Consider the following 20,037-nt stretch of genomic DNA (forward strand, 5'->3'; position numbering starts at 1 on the left):
CCTGGCGACAACGTGACGATCACCGTCAAGCTGATCGCCCCCATCGCCATGGAAGAAGGCCTGCGCTTTGCCATCCGCGAAGGTGGCAAGACCGTGGGCGCCGGCGTCGTCGCCAAGATCATGGAGTGATTGAGAGCTGAAGGGGTATAGCTCAATTGGCAGAGCGTCGGTCTCCAAAACCGAAGGTTGTAGGTTCGATTCCTACTGCCCCTGCCACCTGATCCAGGGGGATCGGTTGCCCAAAAGCCCGCCAGGCTCCTGGCGGGCTTATGCGTCTAGAGAAGGCGCGAAGAAGTTACAGGAAATTTGGTAGTTATGGCCACTTCACAAGTAGAAACCGTCAGTACCGGCGCCGACAAGGCGAAGCTGGCTGTGGCCGTGGTCCTGGTGATCGCGGCGCTGGTGGCGTTTTACCTGCTGGGCAAGCAGGGTCCGGTCGCGCAGTGGGGCGCCCTGCTGGTGGGCCTGGGCGCGGCGGTCGTCGTGTTCGTGACGGCCGAGCCGGGCAAGGAATTCGTGGCCTTCGGCCGCGATGCCTGGCGCGAAGTCAAGAAGGTGGTCTGGCCGACCCGCAAGGAAGCCATCCAGATGACGGCCTATGTGTTCGCCTTCGTGGTGGTCATGGCGCTGTTCCTCTGGCTCACCGACAAGACGCTGGAATGGCTGTTCTACGACGTGATTCTGGGATGGAAGAAATAATGAGCGAAGTCGAGACCTCCGCGGTGGATTCCGTTCCCGGCACGCCCGCCAATCCGGACCTGCGCTGGTACGTGGTGCATGCCTATTCGGGCATGGAGAAGGCGGTCGAGCGCAACATCATCGAGCGCATCAACCGCGCGGGCATGCAGCACAAGTTCGGCCGCATCATGGTGCCCACCGAAGAAGTGGTCGAGATGAAGAACGGCCAGCGCAAGACCACCGAGCGCCGCTTCTTCCCCGGCTATGTGCTGGTGGAAATGGTGATGGACGACGAGACCTGGCACCTGGTGAAGCACACCAACAAGGTGACGGGCTTCGTGGGCGGGGCCAAGAACCGCCCGGCGCCGATCTCGGAAGAGGACGTGCAGAAGATCGTCAGCCAGATGCAGGAAGGCACCGACAAGCCGCGCCACAAGGTAGAGTTCGTGGTGGGCGAGTTCGTGCGCGTCAAGGAAGGCCCGTTCACCGACTTCAACGGCACGGTCGAAGAAGTCAACTACGAAAAAAGCAAGGTCCGCGTGTCGGTCACGATCTTTGGTCGAGCCACGCCCGTGGAGCTGGAGTTCAGCCAGGTCGAGAAGACCTGAGTCTGCCGAATCTGGGTTCGCGCTTTTTCGACTCGGCGCGAACGTTGTTCAAGAGTCGTTAACCCCGGGGAGCTTCGGCAAGGTCTGAAGCGTTCGTACCCGCAAGGAGTCAAGCATGGCGAAGAAAATCGTCGGTTTTGTCAAGCTGCAAGTGCCAGCAGGCAAGGCCAATCCGTCCCCCCCGATCGGTCCGGCGCTGGGTCAGCGTGGCCTGAACATCATGGAGTTCTGCAAGGCGTTCAACGCCCAGACCCAGGGCGTCGAGCCCGGTCTGCCGCTGCCCGTGGTGATCACGGCGTTCGCGGACAAGAGCTTCACCTTCGTGATCAAGACGCCGCCCGCGACGGTCCTGATCAAGAAGGCCATCAAGCTGGACAAGGGTTCGGCCAAGCCGCACAGCGACAAGGTTGGCAAGATCACGCGCGCCCAGCTCGAGGAAATCGCCAAGACCAAGATGAAGGACATGACGGCCGCCGACCTGAACGCCGCCGTCCGTACCATCGCCGGCTCTGCCCGTTCCATGGGCGTGAATGTGGAGGGTGTGTAAATGACCCAGCTCACCAAGAAACAAAAGGCCCTGCAAGGCAAGGTCGACAGCAACAAGCTGTATCCCCTGGCCGATGCCCTGAGCATCGTCAAGGAAGCGGCCACGGCCAAGTTCGATGAATCCATCGACGTGGCTGTGCAGCTCGGCATCGATGCCAAGAAGTCGGACCAGGTGGTTCGCGGCGCCGTGGTGATGCCCAACGGCATCGGCAAGACCAAGCGCGTGGCCGTGTTCGCCCAGGGCGCCAAGGCTGAAGAAGCCAAGGCCGCCGGCGCCGACATCGTCGGCATGGACGACCTGGCTGCCCAGGTCAAGGCCGGCGACATGCCGTTCGACGTGGTGATCGCCGCGCCCGACGCCATGCGCGTGGTCGGTACGCTGGGCCAGATCCTGGGCCCGCGCGGCCTGATGCCCAACCCCAAGGTCGGCACCGTGACGCCCGACGTCGCCACGGCCGTGAAGAACGCCAAGGCCGGCCAGGTGCAGTTCCGCGTCGACAAGGCCGGCATCGTGCATGGCACGATCGGCCGCCGCTCGTTCGACAACGACAAGCTGCAGGGCAACCTGGCGGCGCTGATCGAGGCGCTGAACAAGGCCAAGCCGGCTTCGAGCAAGGGTGTGTACCTGAGGAAGGTGGCGGTTTCGTCGACCATGGGCGTGGGTGTCCGCGTGGACACGCAAACCATCTCGGCGTGATCGCAGGAATCCAGGCCGTCCAAAAGGGCGGCCTGTGTGGTGGGTCACGGCCGATCGCCAGATCGACGTGAGCCATCCAAGACCGTTGGCGTGCAAGCTGCTTGCACTTAATCAGTGAAAGCCAACGCAGATGGCGATCCCGCTGCAGATGGAATTGAGAAGTTTCTGAACAGTTGGTCGCTGCAATGAGGCGTGCCGGAAGGTGCAAACCCGACGGCACATTTTGAAGGAGTAGACCTTGAGTCTGAATCGCAGTGAGAAACAAGCCGTCATTGAAGAAGTGACGGGCCTCGCCGCTCAAGCTCAAACGCTGGTGATGGCGGAATACCGCGGCATCACGGTCGCTGACATGACCAAACTGCGTTCCGAAGCGCGCAGCAAGGGCGTGAACCTGAGCGTGTTGAAAAACAGCCTGGCTCGCCGTGCTGTCGCCGGAAGCGCGTTTGACATCGTCGCCGACCAGATGACCGGCCCGCTGATCTATGGCTTCTCCGTCGATGCCGTGGCCGCTGCCAAAGTGGTGGCCGATTTCGCGAAAACCAACGACAAGCTGGTGATTCGCGGCGGTGCATTCGGCGGCAAGGCCCTGGACGTCAATGGCGTGAAGCAACTGGCCAACATTCCTTCCAAGGAAGTGTTGCTGGCCCAGCTGTGTGGCTTGCTGATGTCGCCCATTTCGCGTACGGCCGTGGTGCTGGGCGCGCTGGCGGCGAAACGAGGCGAAGGCGCTGCCGAACCGGCAGCCGAGGCAGCCGCCGCCTGAGGGCGCGGCAGTTCAACCAATATTGTTAGGAAATCAAAATGGCATTCGATAAAGACGCATTTCTGACCGCGCTCGACAGCATGACGGTCCTGGAACTCAACGACCTGGTGAAAGCCATCGAAGAGAAGTTTGGCGTGAGCGCAGCCGCCATGGCAGCCCCCGCAGCCGGCGGCGGCGCCGCTGCTCCGGCCGCTGAAGAGAAGACCGAATTCAACGTGGTGCTGCTCGAAGCCGGCGCCAACAAGGTGTCGGTCATCAAGGCCGTGCGCGAAATCACCGGCCTGGGCCTCAAGGAAGCCAAGGACCTGGTGGACGGCGCTCCGAAGCCTGTCAAGGAAGCCATCGCCAAGGCTGACGCCGAAGCCGCCAAGAAAAAGCTGGAAGACGCCGGCGCCAAGGTCGAACTCAAGTAAGTCGACTCTTGTCCAAGGCTGGAGTGCTCGAAAGGGCCTCCAGCCTTTGGTGCTTACAGAGCGCACCAAAAAGCAACGTTGCCAACGCTGTTTTTTAGTGTCTTCTGACCCCGACTGCAGAAGATGCCTTGGTTCGGGCCGTGTGCAATGCACGGCCGTCCGCCATGGTTGGTAGTGGCCAACCCGCCAAGTGCGCTGAGACTGATGTAGGTGCTCAACGCGACAGTCGCCAAAGACCTCAAGCCCGGAGATCTCATGGCCTACTCTTATACCGAACGCAAGCGGATCCGCAAAAGTTTCGGCAGCCGCGACAGCGTGCTGGATGTTCCCTACCTGCTGCAGATGCAAAAGGACGCCTACACCGCGTTCCTGCAAGCCGATGCAGCCCCGCAAAAACGCACCATTGAAGGTCTGCAAGCCGCTTTTGACGCGGCTTTCCCCATCGTCTCGCACAACGGTTTCGTCGAGATGAAGTTCGTCGAGTACAACCTGGCCAAGCCGGCCTTCGACGTGCGCGAATGCCAGACCCGCGGCCTGACCTTCGCCTCGGCCGTGCGTGCCAAGGTGCAGCTCATCATCTATGACCGCGAATCCTCGACCTCGCAGTCCAAGGTGGTCAAGGAAGTGAAGGAGCAGGAGGTCTACATGGGCGAAGTGCCCCTGATGACCGACAAGGGTTCCTTCATCATCAACGGCACCGAGCGCGTGATCGTGTCGCAGCTGCACCGTTCGCCGGGCGTGTTCTTCGAGCACGACAAGGGCAAGACCCACAGCTCGGGCAAGCTGTTGTTCTCTGCGCGCATCATTCCCTACCGCGGTTCCTGGCTCGACTTCGAGTTCGATCCCAAGGACATCCTGTACTTCCGCGTCGACCGCCGCCGCAAGATGCCGGTCACGATCCTGCTGAAGGCCATCGGCCTGAACCCGGAATCGATCCTGGCGAACTTCTTCGTCAACGACAATTTCCGCCTGATGGACAGCGGCGCGCAGATGGAGTTCGTCTCCGAGCGCCTGCGCGGCGAAGTCGCACGCTTTGACATCACCGACAAGTCGGGCAAGGTCGTCGTCGCCAAGGACAAGCGCATCACCGCGCGCCACACGCGCGAGCTGGAAACCTCCAACACCACGCACATCAGCGTGCCGGAAGACTTCCTGGTCGGCCGCGTGGTCGCGCGCAACATCGTTGACGGCGACACCGGCGAGATCATCGCCAAGGCCAATGACGAGCTGACCGAAGCGCTGCTCAAGAAGCTGCGCGCCGCCGGCATCCAGGACCTGCAGGTCATCTACACCAACGAACTCGACCAGGGCGCGTACATGTCGCAGACCCTGCGCATCGACGAGACGGTGGACGAGTTCGCCGCGCGCGTGGCCATCTACCGCATGATGCGCCCCGGCGAGCCGCCGACCGAAGACGCCGTGCAGGCCCTGTTCCAGCGCCTGTTCTACAACCCCGACACCTACGACCTGTCGCGCGTCGGCCGCATGAAGTTCAACGCCAAGGTCGGCCGCGACGAATCCACCGGCCCGATGGTGCTGACCAACGAGGACATCCTGGCCGTGGTCAAGATCCTGGTGGACCTGCGCAACGGCAACGGCGAAGTCGACGATATCGACCACCTGGGCAACCGCCGCGTGCGCTGCGTCGGCGAACTGGCCGAGAACCAGTACCGCGCCGGCCTCGCTCGCATCGAGAAGGCCGTGAAGGAACGTCTGGGCCAGGCCGAGCAAGAGCCGCTGATGCCGCACGACCTGATCAACTCCAAGCCGATTTCCGCGGCGCTCAAGGAGTTCTTCGGCGCCTCGCAGCTGTCGCAGTTCATGGACCAGACCAACCCGCTGTCCGAGATCACGCACAAGCGCCGCGTCTCGGCCCTGGGCCCGGGCGGCCTGACGCGCGAGCGTGCCGGCTTCGAAGTGCGCGACGTGCACGTCACCCACTACGGCCGCGTCTGCCCGATCGAAACGCCGGAAGGCCCGAACATCGGCCTGATCAACTCGCTGGCCCTGTACGCCCGCCTGAACGAATACGGTTTCATCGAGACGCCGTACCGCCGCGTGGTCGATGGCAAGGTCACGATGGACATCGACTACCTGTCGGCCATCGAGGAAGGCAAGTACGTGATCGCGCAGGCCAACGCCGTGCTCGACAAGGACGGCAAGCTGACCGGCGAACTGGTCTCCGCGCGTGAAAAGGGCGAATCGATCCTGGTCGGCGCCGACCGCATCCAGTACATGGACGTGTCGCCCGCGCAGATCGTCTCCGTGGCCGCCTCGCTCGTGCCGTTCCTCGAGCACGATGACGCGAACCGCGCACTGATGGGCGCCAACATGCAGCGCCAGGCCGTGCCGGTGCTGCGCCCCGAGAAGGCCTTCGTCGGCACCGGCATCGAGCGCGTGTCCGCGGTCGACTCCGGCACCGTGGTCACCGCCATGCGCGGCGGCGTGGTGGACTACGTGGACGCCACCCGCATCGTGGTGCGTGTGAACGACGACGAAGCCCAGGCGGGCGAAGTCGGCGTCGACATCTACAACCTGATCAAGTATCAGCGTTCGAACCAGAACACCAACATCCACCAGCGCCCCATCGTCAAGCGCGGCGACAAGATCGCCAAGGGCGACGTGGTGGCCGACGGCGCCTCGACCGACATCGGCGAGCTGGCCCTGGGCCAGAACATGCTGGTGGCGTTCATGCCCTGGAATGGCTACAACTTCGAGGATTCGATCCTGATCAGCGAACGCGTCGTGGCCGACGACCGCTACACCTCGATCCACATCGAGGAACTGGTGGTGATGGCGCGCGACACCAAGCTCGGTGCCGAGGAAATCACGCGCGATATCCCGAACCTGAGCGAGCAGCAGCTCAACCGCCTGGACGAGTCCGGCATCATCTACGTCGGCGCTGAAGTGCAGCCTGGCGATACGCTGGTCGGCAAGGTCACGCCCAAGGGCGAGACCACGCTCACCCCCGAAGAGAAGCTGCTGCGGGCGATCTTCGGCGAGAAGGCGTCCGACGTGAAGGACACCTCGCTGCGCGTGGACCAGGGCTCGCAAGGCACCGTGATCGACGTGCAGGTGTTCACGCGTGAAGGCATCCAGCGCGACAAGCGCGCCCAGCAGATCATCGACGACGAGCTCAAGCGCTTCCGCCTCGACCTGAACGACCAGCTTCGCATCGTCGAAGCCGACGCGTTCGACCGGATCGAGAAGCTGCTGACCGGCAAGGTTGCCAACGGCGGCCCGAACAAGCTGGCCAAAGGCACCAAGCTCGACAAGGTCTACCTGTCGTCGGTGGAGAAGTTCCACTGGTTCGACATCCGTCCGGCCGATGAGGAAGTGGCTTCGCAGCTCGAATCCATCAAGAACTCGCTGGAGCAGACGCGCCACAGCTTCGACCTGGCTTTTGAGGAAAAGCGCAAGAAGCTCACGCAAGGCGACGAGCTGCCCGCGGGCGTGCTCAAGATGGTCAAGGTCTACCTGGCCGTCAAGCGCCGCCTGCAGCCTGGAGACAAGATGGCCGGCCGCCACGGCAACAAGGGCGTGGTGTCCAAGATCGTTCCGGTCGAAGACATGCCCTACATGGCCGACGGCACGCCGTGCGACATCGTGCTCAACCCGCTGGGCGTGCCTTCGCGCATGAACGTGGGCCAGGTGCTCGAAGTGCACCTGGGCTGGGCCGCCAAGGGCATCGGCCAGCGCATCGGCGACATGCTGCAGCAGGAGGCCAAGGTGGCCGAGCTGCGCAAGTTCATGGAGCAGATCTACAACGGCTCGGGCCGCAAGGAAGAGCTGTCGCAGCTGTCCGACGACCAGGTGCTGGAAATGGCGGGCAACCTGTCCACCGGCGTGCCGTTCGCCACCCCGGTGTTCGACGGTGCCTCGGAAGAGGAAATCCGCGGCATGCTCAAGCTGGCCTTCCCGGACGAGATCGCCAAGGCCAAGGGCCTGACCGCCACGCGCACCCAGGCCCATCTGTATGACGGCCGCACGGGCGATGCGTTCGAGCGTCCCACGACGGTTGGCTACATGCACGTGCTCAAGCTGCACCACCTGGTGGACGACAAGATGCACGCGCGCTCGACCGGCCCGTACTCGCTGGTCACGCAGCAGCCGCTGGGCGGCAAGGCGCAGTTCGGCGGCCAGCGTTTCGGCGAGATGGAAGTGTGGGCGCTGGAAGCCTACGGCGCCGCCTACACGCTACAGGAAATGCTCACCGTGAAGTCCGACGACGTGCAGGGTCGTACCAAGGTGTACGAGTCCATCGTCAAGGGCGAACACGCCATCGACGCCGGCATGCCGGAATCGTTCAATGTGCTGGTCAAGGAAATCCGTTCCTTGGGCCTGGACATCGAACTCGAACGTTCTTAATTGAAAGGGAAAGAGTCTTATGAAGTCTTTACTCGACCTGTTCAAGCAATTCACGCCGGATGAGCATTTCGATGCCATCCGCATCGGCATGGCGTCGCCCGAGAAGATCCGTTCGTGGTCTTTCGGCGAAGTCAAGAAGCCGGAAACCATCAACTACCGCACCTTCAAGCCCGAGCGTGACGGCCTGTTCTGCGCGAAGATCTTCGGTCCCATCAAGGACTACGAATGCCTGTGCGGCAAGTACAAGCGCCTCAAGCACCGCGGCGTGATCTGCGAGAAGTGCGGCGTTGAAGTCACGCAGACCAAGGTGCGCCGCGAGCGCATGGGCCACATCGACCTGGCCGCGCCCTGCGCCCACATCTGGTTCCTGAAGTCGCTGCCGTCGCGCCTGGGCCTGGTGCTCGACATGACGCTGCGCGACATCGAGCGCGTGCTGTACTTCGAAGCCTATGTGGTCACCGATCCCGGCATGACCCCGCTGAAGAAGTTCGGCATCATGTCCGAGGACGACTATGACGCCAAGCGCAAGGAATACGGCGACGAGTTCACCGCCAAGATGGGCGCCGAAGGCATCAAGGACCTGCTCGAATCCATCGACATCGACCTGTCGATCGAGCGCCTGCGCGGCGACCTGACCGGCTCCGAAGTCAAGGTCAAGAAGAATGCCAAGCGCCTGAAGGTGCTGGAAGCCTTCAAGAAGTCCGGCATCAAGCCCCAGTGGATGGTGCTGGACGTGCTGCCCGTGCTGCCGCCGGACCTGCGTCCGCTGGTGCCGCTGGACGGCGGCCGCTTCGCGACCTCCGACCTGAACGACCTGTACCGCCGCGTCATCAACCGCAACAGCCGTCTGCGGCGTCTGCTGGAGCTCAAGGCGCCGGAAATCATCGCGCGCAACGAGAAGCGGATGCTGCAGGAAGCCGTGGACAGCTTGCTGGACAACGGCCGCCGTGGCAAGGCCATGACGGGCGCCAACAAGCGCGCGCTCAAGTCGCTGGCCGACATGATCAAGGGCAAGAGCGGCCGCTTCCGCCAGAACTTGCTGGGCAAGCGCGTCGACTACTCGGGCCGTTCGGTCATTACCGTGGGCCCGACGCTCAAGCTGCACCAGTGCGGCCTGCCGAAGCTGATGGCGCTGGAGCTGTTCAAGCCCTTCATCTTCTCGCGCCTCGAAGCCATGGGCATCGCGACGACGATCAAGGCTGCCAAGAAGGAAGTCGAATCCGGCACGCCGGTGGTGTGGGACATCCTTGAGGAAGTAATCAAGGAACACCCGGTGATGCTGAACCGGGCGCCGACGCTGCACCGCCTGGGCATCCAGGCCTTCGAGCCGATCCTGATCGAAGGCAAGGCGATCCAGCTGCATCCGCTGGTCTGCGCGGCCTTCAACGCCGACTTCGACGGTGACCAGATGGCTGTGCACGTGCCGCTGTCGGTGGAAGCGCAGATGGAAGCCCGCACCTTGATGCTGGCCTCCAACAACGTGCTGTTCCCGGCCTCGGGCGAACCGTCCATCGTGCCGTCGCAGGACGTGGTGCTGGGCTTGTACTACACGACCCGCGAGCGCATCAACGGCAAGGGCGAGGGCCTGATCTTCTCCGACACCGGTGAAGTGCAGCGCGCGTTCGACGCGGGCGAAGTGGAGCTCACCGCCAAGATCAACGTGCGCCTGACCGAGTGGACCAAGGACAAGGACACGGGCGAGTTCGTGCCGTCGACCAAGCTGTGGGAAACCACGGCCGGCCGCGCGCTGCTGTCCGAGATCCTGCCCAAGGGCCTGCCTTTTGCCAACATCAACAAGGCGCTGAAGAAGAAGGAAATCTCCAAGCTCATCAACGTCTCGTTCCGCAAGTGCGGCCTGAAAGAGACGGTGGTGTTCGCCGACAAGCTGCTGCAGAACGGCTTCCGCCTGGCCACCAAGGCCGGCATCTCGATTGCCATCGACGACATGCTGGTGCCCAAGGAAAAGCACGGCATCATCGAGCGCGCCGAGAAGGAAGTGAAGGAGATCGAACAGCAGTACGTGTCCGGTCTCGTGACCTCCGGCGAGCGCTACAACAAGGTGGTGGACATCTGGGGCAAGGCCGGCGACGAAGTCTCCAAGGTCATGATGGCCCAGCTGGCCAAGCAGAAGACCACCGACCGCCACGGCAAGGAAGTGGACCAGGAGTCCTTCAACTCCATCTACATGATGGCCGACTCGGGCGCCCGCGGTTCCGCCGCGCAGATCCGCCAGCTGGCCGGCATGCGGGGCCTGATGGCCAAGCCTGACGGCTCCATCATCGAGACGCCCATCACGGCCAACTTCCGTGAAGGCCTGAACGTGCTGCAGTACTTCATCTCCACCCACGGTGCTCGTAAGGGCTTGGCGGACACGGCGCTGAAGACGGCCAACTCAGGTTACCTGACGCGCCGCCTGGTCGATGTGACGCAGGACCTGGTCGTGACCGAGACCGATTGCGGCACGCACGAAGGCTCGCTGATGCGCGCCATCGTCGAGGGCGGTGAAGTCATCGAATCGCTGCGCGACCGCATCCTGGGCCGTACCGCGGCCGACGACGTGCTGCATCCCGAGAACCGTTCGGTGCTGCTCAAGGCCGGCGAGATGCTGGACGAAGACATCATCGAGGAGCTGGAAACCGCCGGCGTCGACGAAGTCAAGGTCCGCACCGCGCTGACCTGCGAAACCCGCTTCGGCATCTGCGCCAAGTGCTATGGCCGCGACCTCGGCCGCGGCGGCCTGGTCAACGGCGGCGAGGCGGTCGGCGTGATCGCCGCGCAGTCGATCGGCGAACCCGGCACGCAGCTCACGATGCGGACCTTCCACATCGGCGGCGCCGCCTCGCGCGCTGCCATCGCCTCCAGCGTGGAAGCCAAGTCCAACGGCATCATCGGCTTCAACGCCACGATGCGCTACGTGACCAACAGCAAGGGCGAGCTCGTGGTGATCGCGCGTTCCGGCGAAATCGTCATCCATGACGAGCACGGCCGCGAGCGCGAGCGCCACAAGGTGCCGTATGGCGCCACGCTGACTGTGAAGGCCGACCAGACCATCAAGGCCGGCACCATCCTCGCCAACTGGGACCCGCTGACGCGACCCATCATCACGGAATTCGCCGGCCAGGTGAAGTTCGAGAACGTGGAAGAGGGCCTCACGGTGGCCAAGCAGGTCGACGAAGTGACCGGCCTGTCCACGCTGGTGGTGATCGACCCGAAGCGCCGCGGCTCGGCCAAGGTGGTGCGTCCGCAGGTCAAGCTGATCGATGCGTCCGGCAACGAAGTGAAGATCCCCGGCACCGACCACTCGGTGACGATCGGCTTCCAGGTCGGCGCGCTGATCCAGGTGCGCGACGGCCAGGACGTGGGCCCCGGCGAAGTGCTGGCCCGCATCCCGGTCGAAGGCCAGAAGACGCGCGACATCACGGGCGGTCTGCCGCGCGTGGCCGAGCTGTTCGAAGCCCGTTCGCCCAAGGACAAGGGCGTGCTGGCCGAGATGACCGGCACGGTGTCGTTCGGCAAGGAGACCAAGGGCAAGATCCGCCTGCAGATCACCGACCCGGAAGGCAAGGTCTGGGAAGAGCTCGTGCCCAAGGAAAAGAACATCCTGGTGCACGAAGGCCAGGTGGTCAACAAGGGCGAGTCCGTGGTGGACGGCCCGGCCGATCCGCAGGACATCCTGCGCCTGCTGGGCATCGAGGAACTCTCGCGCTACATCGTCGATGAAGTGCAGGACGTCTACCGCCTCCAGGGCGTGAAGATCAACGACAAGCACATCGAGGTGATCGTTCGCCAGATGCTGCGCCGCGTCGTGGTCGAGAACCCGGGCGAGTCCAGCTACATCGCGGGCGAGCAGATCGAGCGCTCCGAGATGCTGGACACCAACGACGCCCTGCGCGCCGACAACAAGCTGCCGGCGACCTACAGCAACCTGCTGCTGGGCATCACCAAGGCTTCGCTGTCGACCGACTCGTTCATCTCCGCGGCATCCTTCCAGGAAACGACGCGCGTGCTGACCGAAGCCGCCATCATGGGCAAGCGCGACGAGCTGCGCGGCCTGAAGGAAAACGTCATCGTCGGCCGCCTGATTCCCGCGGGCACCGGCATGGCCTACCACCAGGCCCGCAAGGCCAAGGACCAGATGGACGAGGCCGAGCGCCGCGCCATCGCCGAGGCCGAAGCCGCCGAACTGGCCGGTGCCTCGACCGAGGCCAGCGAGGGCGCGGCAACCGAATAACCGGTTGCTATCAAAGCCATAGCGCCCCAGGTCCGCGTGACGCGGACCTGGGGCGTTTTTTATGGGCAAACACCGTGATTTCTGGCACCAACCGCCGGCGGGACGCCCGCGCGGGCGAATGGCCATAATCGCGGCATGGCATGCATTCCATTTCGCCGCGGGAGCGGCGGCTGATGTCCTGGACCCTGACGCTGTGGGGCGCACTGGCCGTGCTGCTGTTCTGGTCGGTCGGAGCCTACAACCGCCTGGTGCGGCTGCGCGGTGAAGCCCTGCAGGCCTTCACCGCACTCGATGCCCAGCTGCGCCAGCAGGTGGCGCTGGCGCAGGCCTGCCTGCCCACCGCGGAGGCGGCCGGGCCGGCCCAGCCCGGCGAGCCGGTCGATGCCGCGACCGCCCTGAGGGCCGGCCTGCAAGGGGCGGCCGCGCAGTTCGACGCATCGCTGGCGGCCGTGCGTGCCAAGCCGCTGGATGCGCAGGCCGTGGCGGCGCTGGCTGCCGCGCAGGATGTGCTGGCCATGGCCTGGCAGCGGCTGCGCAACGAGGCCCACGACCTGGCCGGCGCGGCCGTGCCCGATACCCTGCAGGCCGAGTGGCAGCAGCTGGGCACGCACACCCGCGCCGCGGCCGGTGGCTTCGATCAGACGGTCGCCCGCTACAACGAAGCGATCAGGCAGTTTCCCGCCGTGCTGCTGGCCTGGCTGTTTGGCTTCCAGGCGGCGCGCGGGCTCGGGGCCGCATAAGCACATGGCCAGAAATTGGTTGCCAGCCGGCGGGGCTCGTGGATACTACGTGTCGCCCGCCACGACAACACATCCAGAAACGGCGGTCCGCTGAACCCCCAGACCCACAGGAGATCGACATGTCACCCAAATGGATCGCCGGCGCGCTGATGCTGGCTGCCGGCCTGCCGGCGATGGCGCAGGACAAGGAAGCGCTGTACCTCAAGAGCCTGGCGGCCACCTGCGCCAACTGCCATGGCACCAATGGCCGCGCAGTGGAGGGGTCGAGCGTGGTGTCGCTGGCGGGCCTGCAGAAGAGCTACCTCGTGGCCCAGCTCAAGGCCTTCAAGAGCGGCGCGCGCCCCGCCACCATCATGCATCAGCTCAGCAAGGGCTACAGCGATGCGCAGATCGACCAGATCGCCGGCTATTTCGCGGCGCAGGCCAAGTGAGAGGGGCTTCCATCATGCAACGACGCTCATTCCTCCAGTCTTCCGCCGCCCTGAGCCTGCTGGGCCTCGTGGGCTGCGCCACTACCTCCATTCCCTCGCGCGCCAAGGTCGTCGTGATCGGCGGGGGCTACGGCGGCGCCACCGCCGCCAAGTACGTGCGCCTGCTGTCGGACCACAAGATCGACGTGGTGCTGATCGAGCCCGACGAGGCCTTCGTGTCCTGCCCGCTGTCCAACCTGGTGCTGGGCGGCAGCAAGCAGATGGCCGACATCACCACGCCCTACAGCGGACTGTCGAAGAACCATGGCATCACGGTCGTGAGGGACCGCGCCAGTGCGATCGACACCGCGAAGAAGACCGTCACCCTGGCCGGCGGCCCGGTCATCGGCTACGACAAGCTCGTGGTCTCGCCCGGCGTCGAGCTGCTGTTCGGCAGCATCGAGGGCCTGCAGGCGGCCAACGCCTCGGGCCAGATCCTGCAGGCCTGGAAGGCCGGGCCGGAAACCGAGGCGCTGCGCAAGCAGCTCCAGGCCATGCCCGACGGCGGCGTCTACGCCATCACCATTCCCGAAGCGCCGTACCGCTGCCCGCCCGGCCCCTACGAGCGGGCTTGCCAGGTGGCCTGGTACTTCAAGAACGCCAAGCCGCGCAGCAAGGTGATCATTCTCGATGCCAATCAGGACGTCACCTCCAAAGGGCCGCTGTTCAAGAAGGTCTGGGCTGAGCAGTACGCGGGCATCATCGAGTACCGGGCCCAGCACAAGGCCGTGGCGGTGGACGCCAAGGCCGGGCTGATCAAGTTCGACATCCAGGACGACCTGAAGGCCAATGTCATCAACGCGCTGCCGTCGATGCGCGCCGGGGCCATCGCGGTGCAGGCGGGCCTCAACAACCAGGCCAACAAGAGCTGGTGCGGCGTGAACTACCTGACTTTCGAGTCCACCGCCGCCCGGGACGTGCACGTGCTCGGCGACTCGATCCAGATCGCCCCCGGCATGCCCAAGAGCGGCCACATGGCCAACAACCACGGCAAGGTGGCGGCGGCGGCCATCGTGGCGCAGCTCAGCGGCTGGGAAGTCAATCCCGCGCCCATGCTGGCCAACACCTGCTACAGCTTCGTGGACAACCGCAGCGTGGTCCACGTGGCCAGCGTGCACGAGTACGTGGCGGCCGAGAAGACCTTCAAGACCGTGGCCGGCTCGGGTGGCCTGAGCCCCGGCCCGACCGAGCTCGAAGGGGTCTATGCCCTCAACTGGGCGCAGAACATCTGGGCCGACACGCTGACGTGAGCGGCTCGGGCGGCCGGGGGTTGGATGCCACAATGGCGGCATGACCGAACCCGCCGTCCGCCCTGTTCGTGAAGCGGGTGCCTCGTCTTCCTTGATTCCGCTGTGGCGCCAGCTCCAGGCGGCCGCCTCCGTGCTGGCCGCCATCCGCGCCGGCGCTTCCGGTACCGCCGCCTTGAACGACGTGGACCCGGGCCTGCGCCCGGGCGCCCAGGCCTTGGTATTCCATGTGCTGCGTCAGCTGGGCCGGGCCGAAGCCTTGCGCCGGCAGTTGGCCAGGCGCGCCCCCCCGCCCCAGGTAGATGCCTTGCTGTGCACGGCGCTGGCGCTGGGCTGGCGGGAGGCGGAGGCGCCCTACGAAGCCTTCACGCTGGTGGACCAGGCCGTGGAAGCCGCCAAGCGCAGCCCGGCCACGCGGGCCCAGGCCAGCTTTCTCAACGCCTGCCTGCGCCGCTTCCTGCGCGAGCGCGAGGCGCTGGTGGCGGCCACCGACCGCGACCCGGTGGCCGTCTGGAACCACCCCCGGTGGTGGATCGAGCGGCTGCGGCGGGACCATCCGGCGCATTGGCAGGACATTTTGCGGGCCAACAACTCGCAGGCACCCATGAGTTTGCGGGTGAATGCAAGAAAATCCGGCGTAGTCCAGTACCTGCGGTCATTGGATGCTATGAATATCGTAGCAACGCCAGCCGGCGACTGGGGCGTGACATTGGTCCAGGCGCGGCCGGTGCATGACATCCCGGGGTTCGGCGAGGGCGTGGTGTCGGTGCAGGACGGTGCCGCGCAACAGGCCGCGCCCCTGCTGCTGCAAGGGTTGGCGGGGGCCGGGCCGCTGCGCATTCTCGATGCCTGCGCCGCGCCGGGCGGCAAGACGGCGCACCTGCTGGAGCTGGCCGATGCGCAGGTGACGGCGCTGGACATCGACCCCGTGCGCTGCGAGCGCATCCACCAGAACCTGCAGCGCCTGGGCCTGTCGGCGAACGTGGTGGCGGCCGATGCGGGCCGGCCGCAGGCCTGGTGGGACGGCCAGCCATTCGACGCCATCCTGCTCGATGCGCCGTGCACGGCGTCGGGCATCGTGCGCCGCCATCCGGACGTGCGCTGGCTGCGCCGCGAGAGCGACATCGCGCAGTTGGCCGCGATCCAGGCTGCCCTGCTGGCGACCCTCTGGCCCTTGCTGAAGGCCGGCGGACGTCTGCTGTACTGCACCTGTTCGGTGTTCAAGGCCGAAGGGGACGACCAGATCCAAACGTTTGTTGCGCACAACACCGACGCCGTTTTGCGGCCTTCGCCGGGCCATTTAATGCCCCAGACGGGGGCAAACGGCGGTGCTGTCCCGGACAATCCCCAAGGTGATCACGACGGTTTTTTTTACGCCCTGCTGGAAAAACATGCACCGCGGCGCCAGGATCAAGACCGGGCTTGAGCGGCTGCTGCTGCTGTGGTGCGTCTGCACCGCGCTGCTGCTGCCGGCCGCCGCGCGCGCCGAGGCCGGGGCGGCCGAGGTCTCGCAGCTGCAATTGGAGCGCACCGAGGAAGGTGTGTTCCTGTCGGCCGCGATCCGGTTCGAGCTGTCCGCCATCGTCGAGGATGCGCTGCTCAAGGGCATTCCCATGTACTTCGTGGCCGAGGCCGAGTTGTTCCGCGATCGCTGGTACTGGTATGACAAAAAGGTGACGCTCGCATCGCGCCACATGCGCCTGGCCTACCAGCCGCTGACCCGGCGCTGGCGCCTGAACGTGTCGCCCGGCCCGATCGGCAATGCGGGCCTGGGCGTCACCTTCAACCAGAACTTCGATTCGCTGGCCGATGCCCTGGCTGCGATTCAGCGGATCTCTCGCTGGAAGATTGCAGATGCCTCCGAAGTCGACGCCGATGCGCGCTACAACGCAGATTTTCGCTTCAAGCTCGATGTCTCCCAGCTGCCGCGCCCCTTCCAGATCGGCGCGGTCGGCCAGTCCGACTGGAGCATCTCCGCCAGCCGCAACCAGCGCCTGACCGCGGAGAGCGCCAAGTGAATCCGCTGCCGGCCCGGCCCGAGGGGGCCGAGCGCTTCTCGCTGCAGCGTTCGCGCGCCTTGCGCTGGGCTGTCGGCATCGGGGCAGCCTCCATGGTCGCCATCGGCCTGGTGCTCCTGTTCCTGCTGACCCAGGCCACCAACAACCGCGAGCTGTACGAGCGCAACTACACGCGCCTGTTCGTGGTCAACGTGGTGGTGGCCGCGCTGCTGCTGCTGGTGATCGGCTGGATCGCGCTGCGGCTGGCGCTGCGCCTGCGCCGCGGCAAGTTCGGCAGCCGGCTGCTGGTCAAGCTGGCGGCCATCTTTGCGCTGGTCGGGCTGGTGCCCGGCGTGCTGATCTATGTGGTGTCCTACCAGTTCGTCTCGCGTTCCATCGAAAGCTGGTTCGACGTCAAGGTCGAGGGCGCGCTCGATGCCGGCCTGAGCCTGGGCCGCGCCACGCTCGACACGCTGGCCAACGACTTGGCCAACAAGACCCGGGCCGCCACCAACCAGCTGGCCGATGCGCCCGACGCCTCCGCCGGCGTGGTGCTGGAGCGGATCCGCGACCAATTGAACGCCAACGACGTGATCCTCTGGAGCCCGTCGGGCCAGCTGATCGCCAGCGCCGGCGAGTCGCGCTTCCAGCTCAATCCCGAGCGGCCGACCGTGCAGCAGCTGCGCAACGTGCGCAGCCAGCGCGCCGTGGCGCAGGTGGAGGGGCTGGAGGATTCCGGCCTTGGGGCCATCAGCAACGCGCGCATCAAGGCGCTGGCGCTGGCGCCGACCGGCCGCCTGGGCTTGTTGTCCGAACCGCGCTTCCTGCAGGTGACGCAGGCCCTGCCGCCCACCTTGGTGGCCAACGCCATCGCGGTGCAGGAGGCCAACCGCGAGTACCAGGAACGCGCGCTGGCGCGCGAAGGCCTGCGCCGCATGTACATCGGCACGCTCACGCTCAGCCTGTTCCTCGCGGTGTTCGGCGCCGTGCTGCTGGCCGTGCTGCTGGGCAACCAGCTGGCGCGGCCGCTGCTGGTGCTGGCCGAGGGCGTGCGCGAGGTGGCGGCCGGCAACCTGTCGCCGAAGGCCGTGCTGCAGGGCAAGGACGAGCTCGGCGGCCTCACGCGCTCGTTTGCCGACATGACGCAGCAACTGGCCGACGCCCGCGCCGAGGTGGAGCAAAGCATGGAGCAGGTCAATGCGGCGCGGTCCAACCTGCAGACCATCCTGGACAACCTCACGGCCGGCGTGATCGTGCTCGACGCGCAGGGCGTGATCCAGTCCTCCAACCCCGGCGCCACGCGCATCCTGCGCGCGCCGCTGGCCGCCTGGGAGGGCCGGCCCCTGGCCGACATGGCGGGGCTGGAGAACTTCGCGCACAGCGTGCAGGCCCAGTTCGACGCCTTCCTCAGCGAGCGCGCCCAGCATGGGCTGGACCACTGGCAGCAATCGTTCGAGCTCAATGCGGCGCAGCCCCACCTGCCGCAGAACGCCATCACGCTGGTGGCGCGCGGGGCCGAGCTGCCGGGCGCGGCGCGGCTGCTGGTGTTTGACGACATCTCCGAAATCGTCTCGGCCCAGCGCGCGCAGGCCTGGGGCGAAGTGGCGCGCCGCCTCGCGCATGAAATCAAGAACCCGCTGACCCCGATCCAGCTCTCGGCCGAGCGGCTGGAAATGAAACTCAGCGGCAAGGTGGGCGAACCCGAGCAGGCCGTGCTGACCAAGTCGGTCAAGACCATCGTCGACCAGGTGGATGCCATGAAGCGGCTGGTCAATGAGTTTCGCGACTACGCGCGCCTGCCCGCGGCCGAACTCAAGGCGGTGGACCTGAATGCGCTGATCCATGACGTGCTGCACCTGTACGGCCACCATGAGGGCGAGACGCCGCCGCTGCAGCCCGTGCACCTGGAGCTCGACGCGCGCTGCCCGCGCATCCTGGGCGACAGCCAGCAGCTGCGGCAGGTGGTGCACAACCTGCTGCAGAACGCGCAGGACGCGAGCGAGAGCGCCGGCAAGCGGGGCGAGCAGGCCCGCGTGACCCTGCGCACGCACTGGAGCGAATCGACCCAGCGGGTGCGCCTGACCGTGCTCGACAACGGCACCGGTTTCCCCGAGCACATCCTCAAGCGCGCCTTCGAGCCCTATGTCACCACCAAGGCCAAGGGCACCGGCCTCGGGCTGGCCGTGGTCAAGAAAATCGCCGACGAGCATGGCGCCCGTATCGACCTTGCCAATCGTGTAACAGAGGGTGTCGTACACGGCGCGCAAGTGTCGCTATCATTCGCAGTTGCAACTTAACAACATCGAGCAATCGGGCAAGGGAAAAGCGGTCAATCATGGCAAACATCTTGGTGGTCGACGATGAGCTGGGCATCCGTGACCTGCTGTCGGAAATCCTGAATGACGAAGGCCACAACGTCGAGCTGGCCGAGAATGCCAGCCAGGCGCGCGCCGCGCGCAACCGGGCCCGGCCCGACCTCGTGCTGCTCGACATCTGGATGCCCGACACCGATGGCGTGACCTTGCTCAAGGAATGGTCCACCACCGGCTTTCTGACCATGCCCGTGATCATGATGAGCGGCCACGCCACCATCGACACCGCCGTGGAGGCCACCAAGATCGGCGCGCAGTCGTTCCTGGAAAAACCCATCACGTTGCAGAAGCTGCTCAAGGCTGTGGAGCAGGGCCTGACGCGCAACGGCACGCGCAAGCCGCAGGCGCTGGTGCCGGTGGCCATGGCCGAGTTGACGGTGGAGGCCGCGATGACCGCGGGCCAGAGCCTGCCGCCCGTGATGGACATGGGCCCGCAGCCGCACCAGTCGTTCGAGCTCGACAAGCCGTTGCGCGACGCGCGCGACGAGTTCGAGAAAGCCTATTTCGAATTCCACTTGGCCAAGGAAGGCGGCTCCATGACCCGTGTGGCCGAGAAAACGGGCCTGGAGCGCACCCATCTCTACCGCAAGCTCAAGCAGTTGGGCGTGGACCTGTCGCGCGGCAAACGCAGCATGGCCTGACGGGCTGATTCAACAGACCCTCAGAGCCTGCTATAATCAATGGCTCTGGCCCGGTAGCTCAGTTGGTAGAGCAGCGGATTGAAAATCCGCGTGTCGGTGGTTCGATTCCGCCCCAGGCCACCAAATTCCCGTCTCAAGCGATTCCACTGAAGCCCAAGGTCCTTGCAAATCAAGGACTTAGCCTGAAAAGGCGGCTCAGATGGTCTCGCCAAATCCCACAAAGTCCTGCATTTGCGTGTACCCACGCTGGTACCCCAGACTGTGTT

The 20,037-nt window shown here is 65.3% G+C and carries 16 protein-coding genes and 2 tRNA genes; all 18 read left to right on the top strand.

Translation table 11 applies throughout. The features are described from left to right. Positions 1-129: EF-Tu C-terminal domain-related protein (locus MMF98_RS23035; protein ID WP_481000464.1), on the top strand; the 129-nt coding region annotated here is incomplete at its 5' end. An 11-nt stretch (positions 130-140) separates the two neighbouring features. Further along, positions 141-216 (top strand) — tRNA-Trp (locus MMF98_RS23040). 99 nt (positions 217-315) lie between these two features. Further along, positions 316-699 carry a preprotein translocase subunit SecE gene (gene secE / locus MMF98_RS23045; RefSeq protein WP_243309703.1) on the top strand — a complete coding sequence of 128 codons (384 nt, stop codon included), beginning with the start codon at positions 316-318 and terminating at the stop codon, positions 697-699. After that, positions 699-1,286 (top strand): transcription termination/antitermination protein NusG, encoded by a 588-nt coding sequence (gene nusG / locus MMF98_RS23050; protein ID WP_243309704.1) that lies wholly within the window; start codon positions 699-701, stop codon positions 1,284-1,286. The genes secE and nusG overlap by 1 nt, the downstream gene beginning before the upstream one ends. A 115-nt stretch (positions 1,287-1,401) precedes the next feature. Beyond that, positions 1,402-1,833, top strand: a complete 432-nt coding sequence (gene rplK / locus MMF98_RS23055) for a 50S ribosomal protein L11 (protein WP_243309705.1) — start codon at positions 1,402-1,404, stop codon at positions 1,831-1,833. Further along, entirely contained in the window at positions 1,834-2,529 is a 696-nt protein-coding gene (gene rplA / locus MMF98_RS23060) for a 50S ribosomal protein L1 (protein WP_243309706.1), read from the top strand. A 238-nt stretch (positions 2,530-2,767) separates the two neighbouring features. Next, positions 2,768-3,292 (top strand): 50S ribosomal protein L10, encoded by a 525-nt coding sequence (rplJ, locus tag MMF98_RS23065; RefSeq protein WP_243309707.1) that lies wholly within the window; start codon positions 2,768-2,770, stop codon positions 3,290-3,292. Between the two features lie 38 nt (positions 3,293-3,330). Then, entirely contained in the window at positions 3,331-3,705 is a 375-nt protein-coding gene (gene rplL, locus MMF98_RS23070; RefSeq protein ID WP_243309708.1) for a 50S ribosomal protein L7/L12, read from the top strand. A 255-nt stretch (positions 3,706-3,960) separates the two neighbouring features. Then, a complete protein-coding gene (gene rpoB, locus MMF98_RS23075) occupies positions 3,961-8,073 on the top strand; it encodes a DNA-directed RNA polymerase subunit beta (RefSeq protein ID WP_243309709.1) in 4,113 nt (1,370 codons plus the stop codon). Between the two features lie 19 nt (positions 8,074-8,092). Beyond that, a complete protein-coding gene (gene rpoC / locus MMF98_RS23080; protein ID WP_243309710.1) occupies positions 8,093-12,304 on the top strand; it encodes a DNA-directed RNA polymerase subunit beta' in 4,212 nt (1,403 codons plus the stop codon). Positions 12,305-12,477: 173 nt separating this feature from the next. Further along, complete coding sequence (locus MMF98_RS23085) at positions 12,478-13,044, top strand: LemA family protein (protein ID WP_243309711.1); 567 nt, start codon at positions 12,478-12,480, stop codon at positions 13,042-13,044. A gap of 119 nt (positions 13,045-13,163) precedes the next feature. Then, positions 13,164-13,475: a c-type cytochrome gene (locus MMF98_RS23090; RefSeq protein ID WP_243309712.1), complete on the top strand. Its 312-nt coding sequence runs from the start codon at positions 13,164-13,166 to the stop codon at positions 13,473-13,475. A 14-nt stretch (positions 13,476-13,489) separates the two neighbouring features. Then, positions 13,490-14,764, top strand: coding sequence for an NAD(P)/FAD-dependent oxidoreductase (locus MMF98_RS23095; protein WP_243309713.1), 1,275 nt, complete (start codon positions 13,490-13,492; stop codon positions 14,762-14,764). Between the two features lie 40 nt (positions 14,765-14,804). Then, positions 14,805-16,187 carry a 16S rRNA (cytosine(967)-C(5))-methyltransferase RsmB gene (gene rsmB / locus MMF98_RS23100; protein WP_243309714.1) on the top strand — a complete coding sequence of 461 codons (1,383 nt, stop codon included), beginning with the start codon at positions 14,805-14,807 and terminating at the stop codon, positions 16,185-16,187. Then, complete coding sequence (locus MMF98_RS23105) at positions 16,153-16,779, top strand: DUF4390 domain-containing protein (protein ID WP_243309715.1); 627 nt, start codon at positions 16,153-16,155, stop codon at positions 16,777-16,779. The genes rsmB and MMF98_RS23105 overlap by 35 nt, the downstream gene beginning before the upstream one ends. Then, a complete protein-coding gene (locus MMF98_RS23110; RefSeq protein WP_243309716.1) occupies positions 16,776-19,055 on the top strand; it encodes a sensor histidine kinase in 2,280 nt (759 codons plus the stop codon). The genes MMF98_RS23105 and MMF98_RS23110 overlap by 4 nt, the downstream gene beginning before the upstream one ends. 38 nt (positions 19,056-19,093) lie before the next feature. Continuing rightward, on the top strand, positions 19,094-19,771 hold the full coding sequence (locus MMF98_RS23115) for a response regulator (protein ID WP_243309717.1): 678 nt from the start codon (positions 19,094-19,096) through the stop codon (positions 19,769-19,771). A gap of 47 nt (positions 19,772-19,818) precedes the next feature. Further along, positions 19,819-19,894 (top strand) — tRNA-Phe (locus MMF98_RS23120). The last annotated feature ends 143 nt before the right edge of the window (positions 19,895-20,037 follow it).

Origin of the sequence: Variovorax terrae, assembly GCF_022809125.1 — a bacterium.
GTDB lineage: Bacteria > Pseudomonadota > Gammaproteobacteria > Burkholderiales > Burkholderiaceae_C > Variovorax_A > Variovorax_A terrae.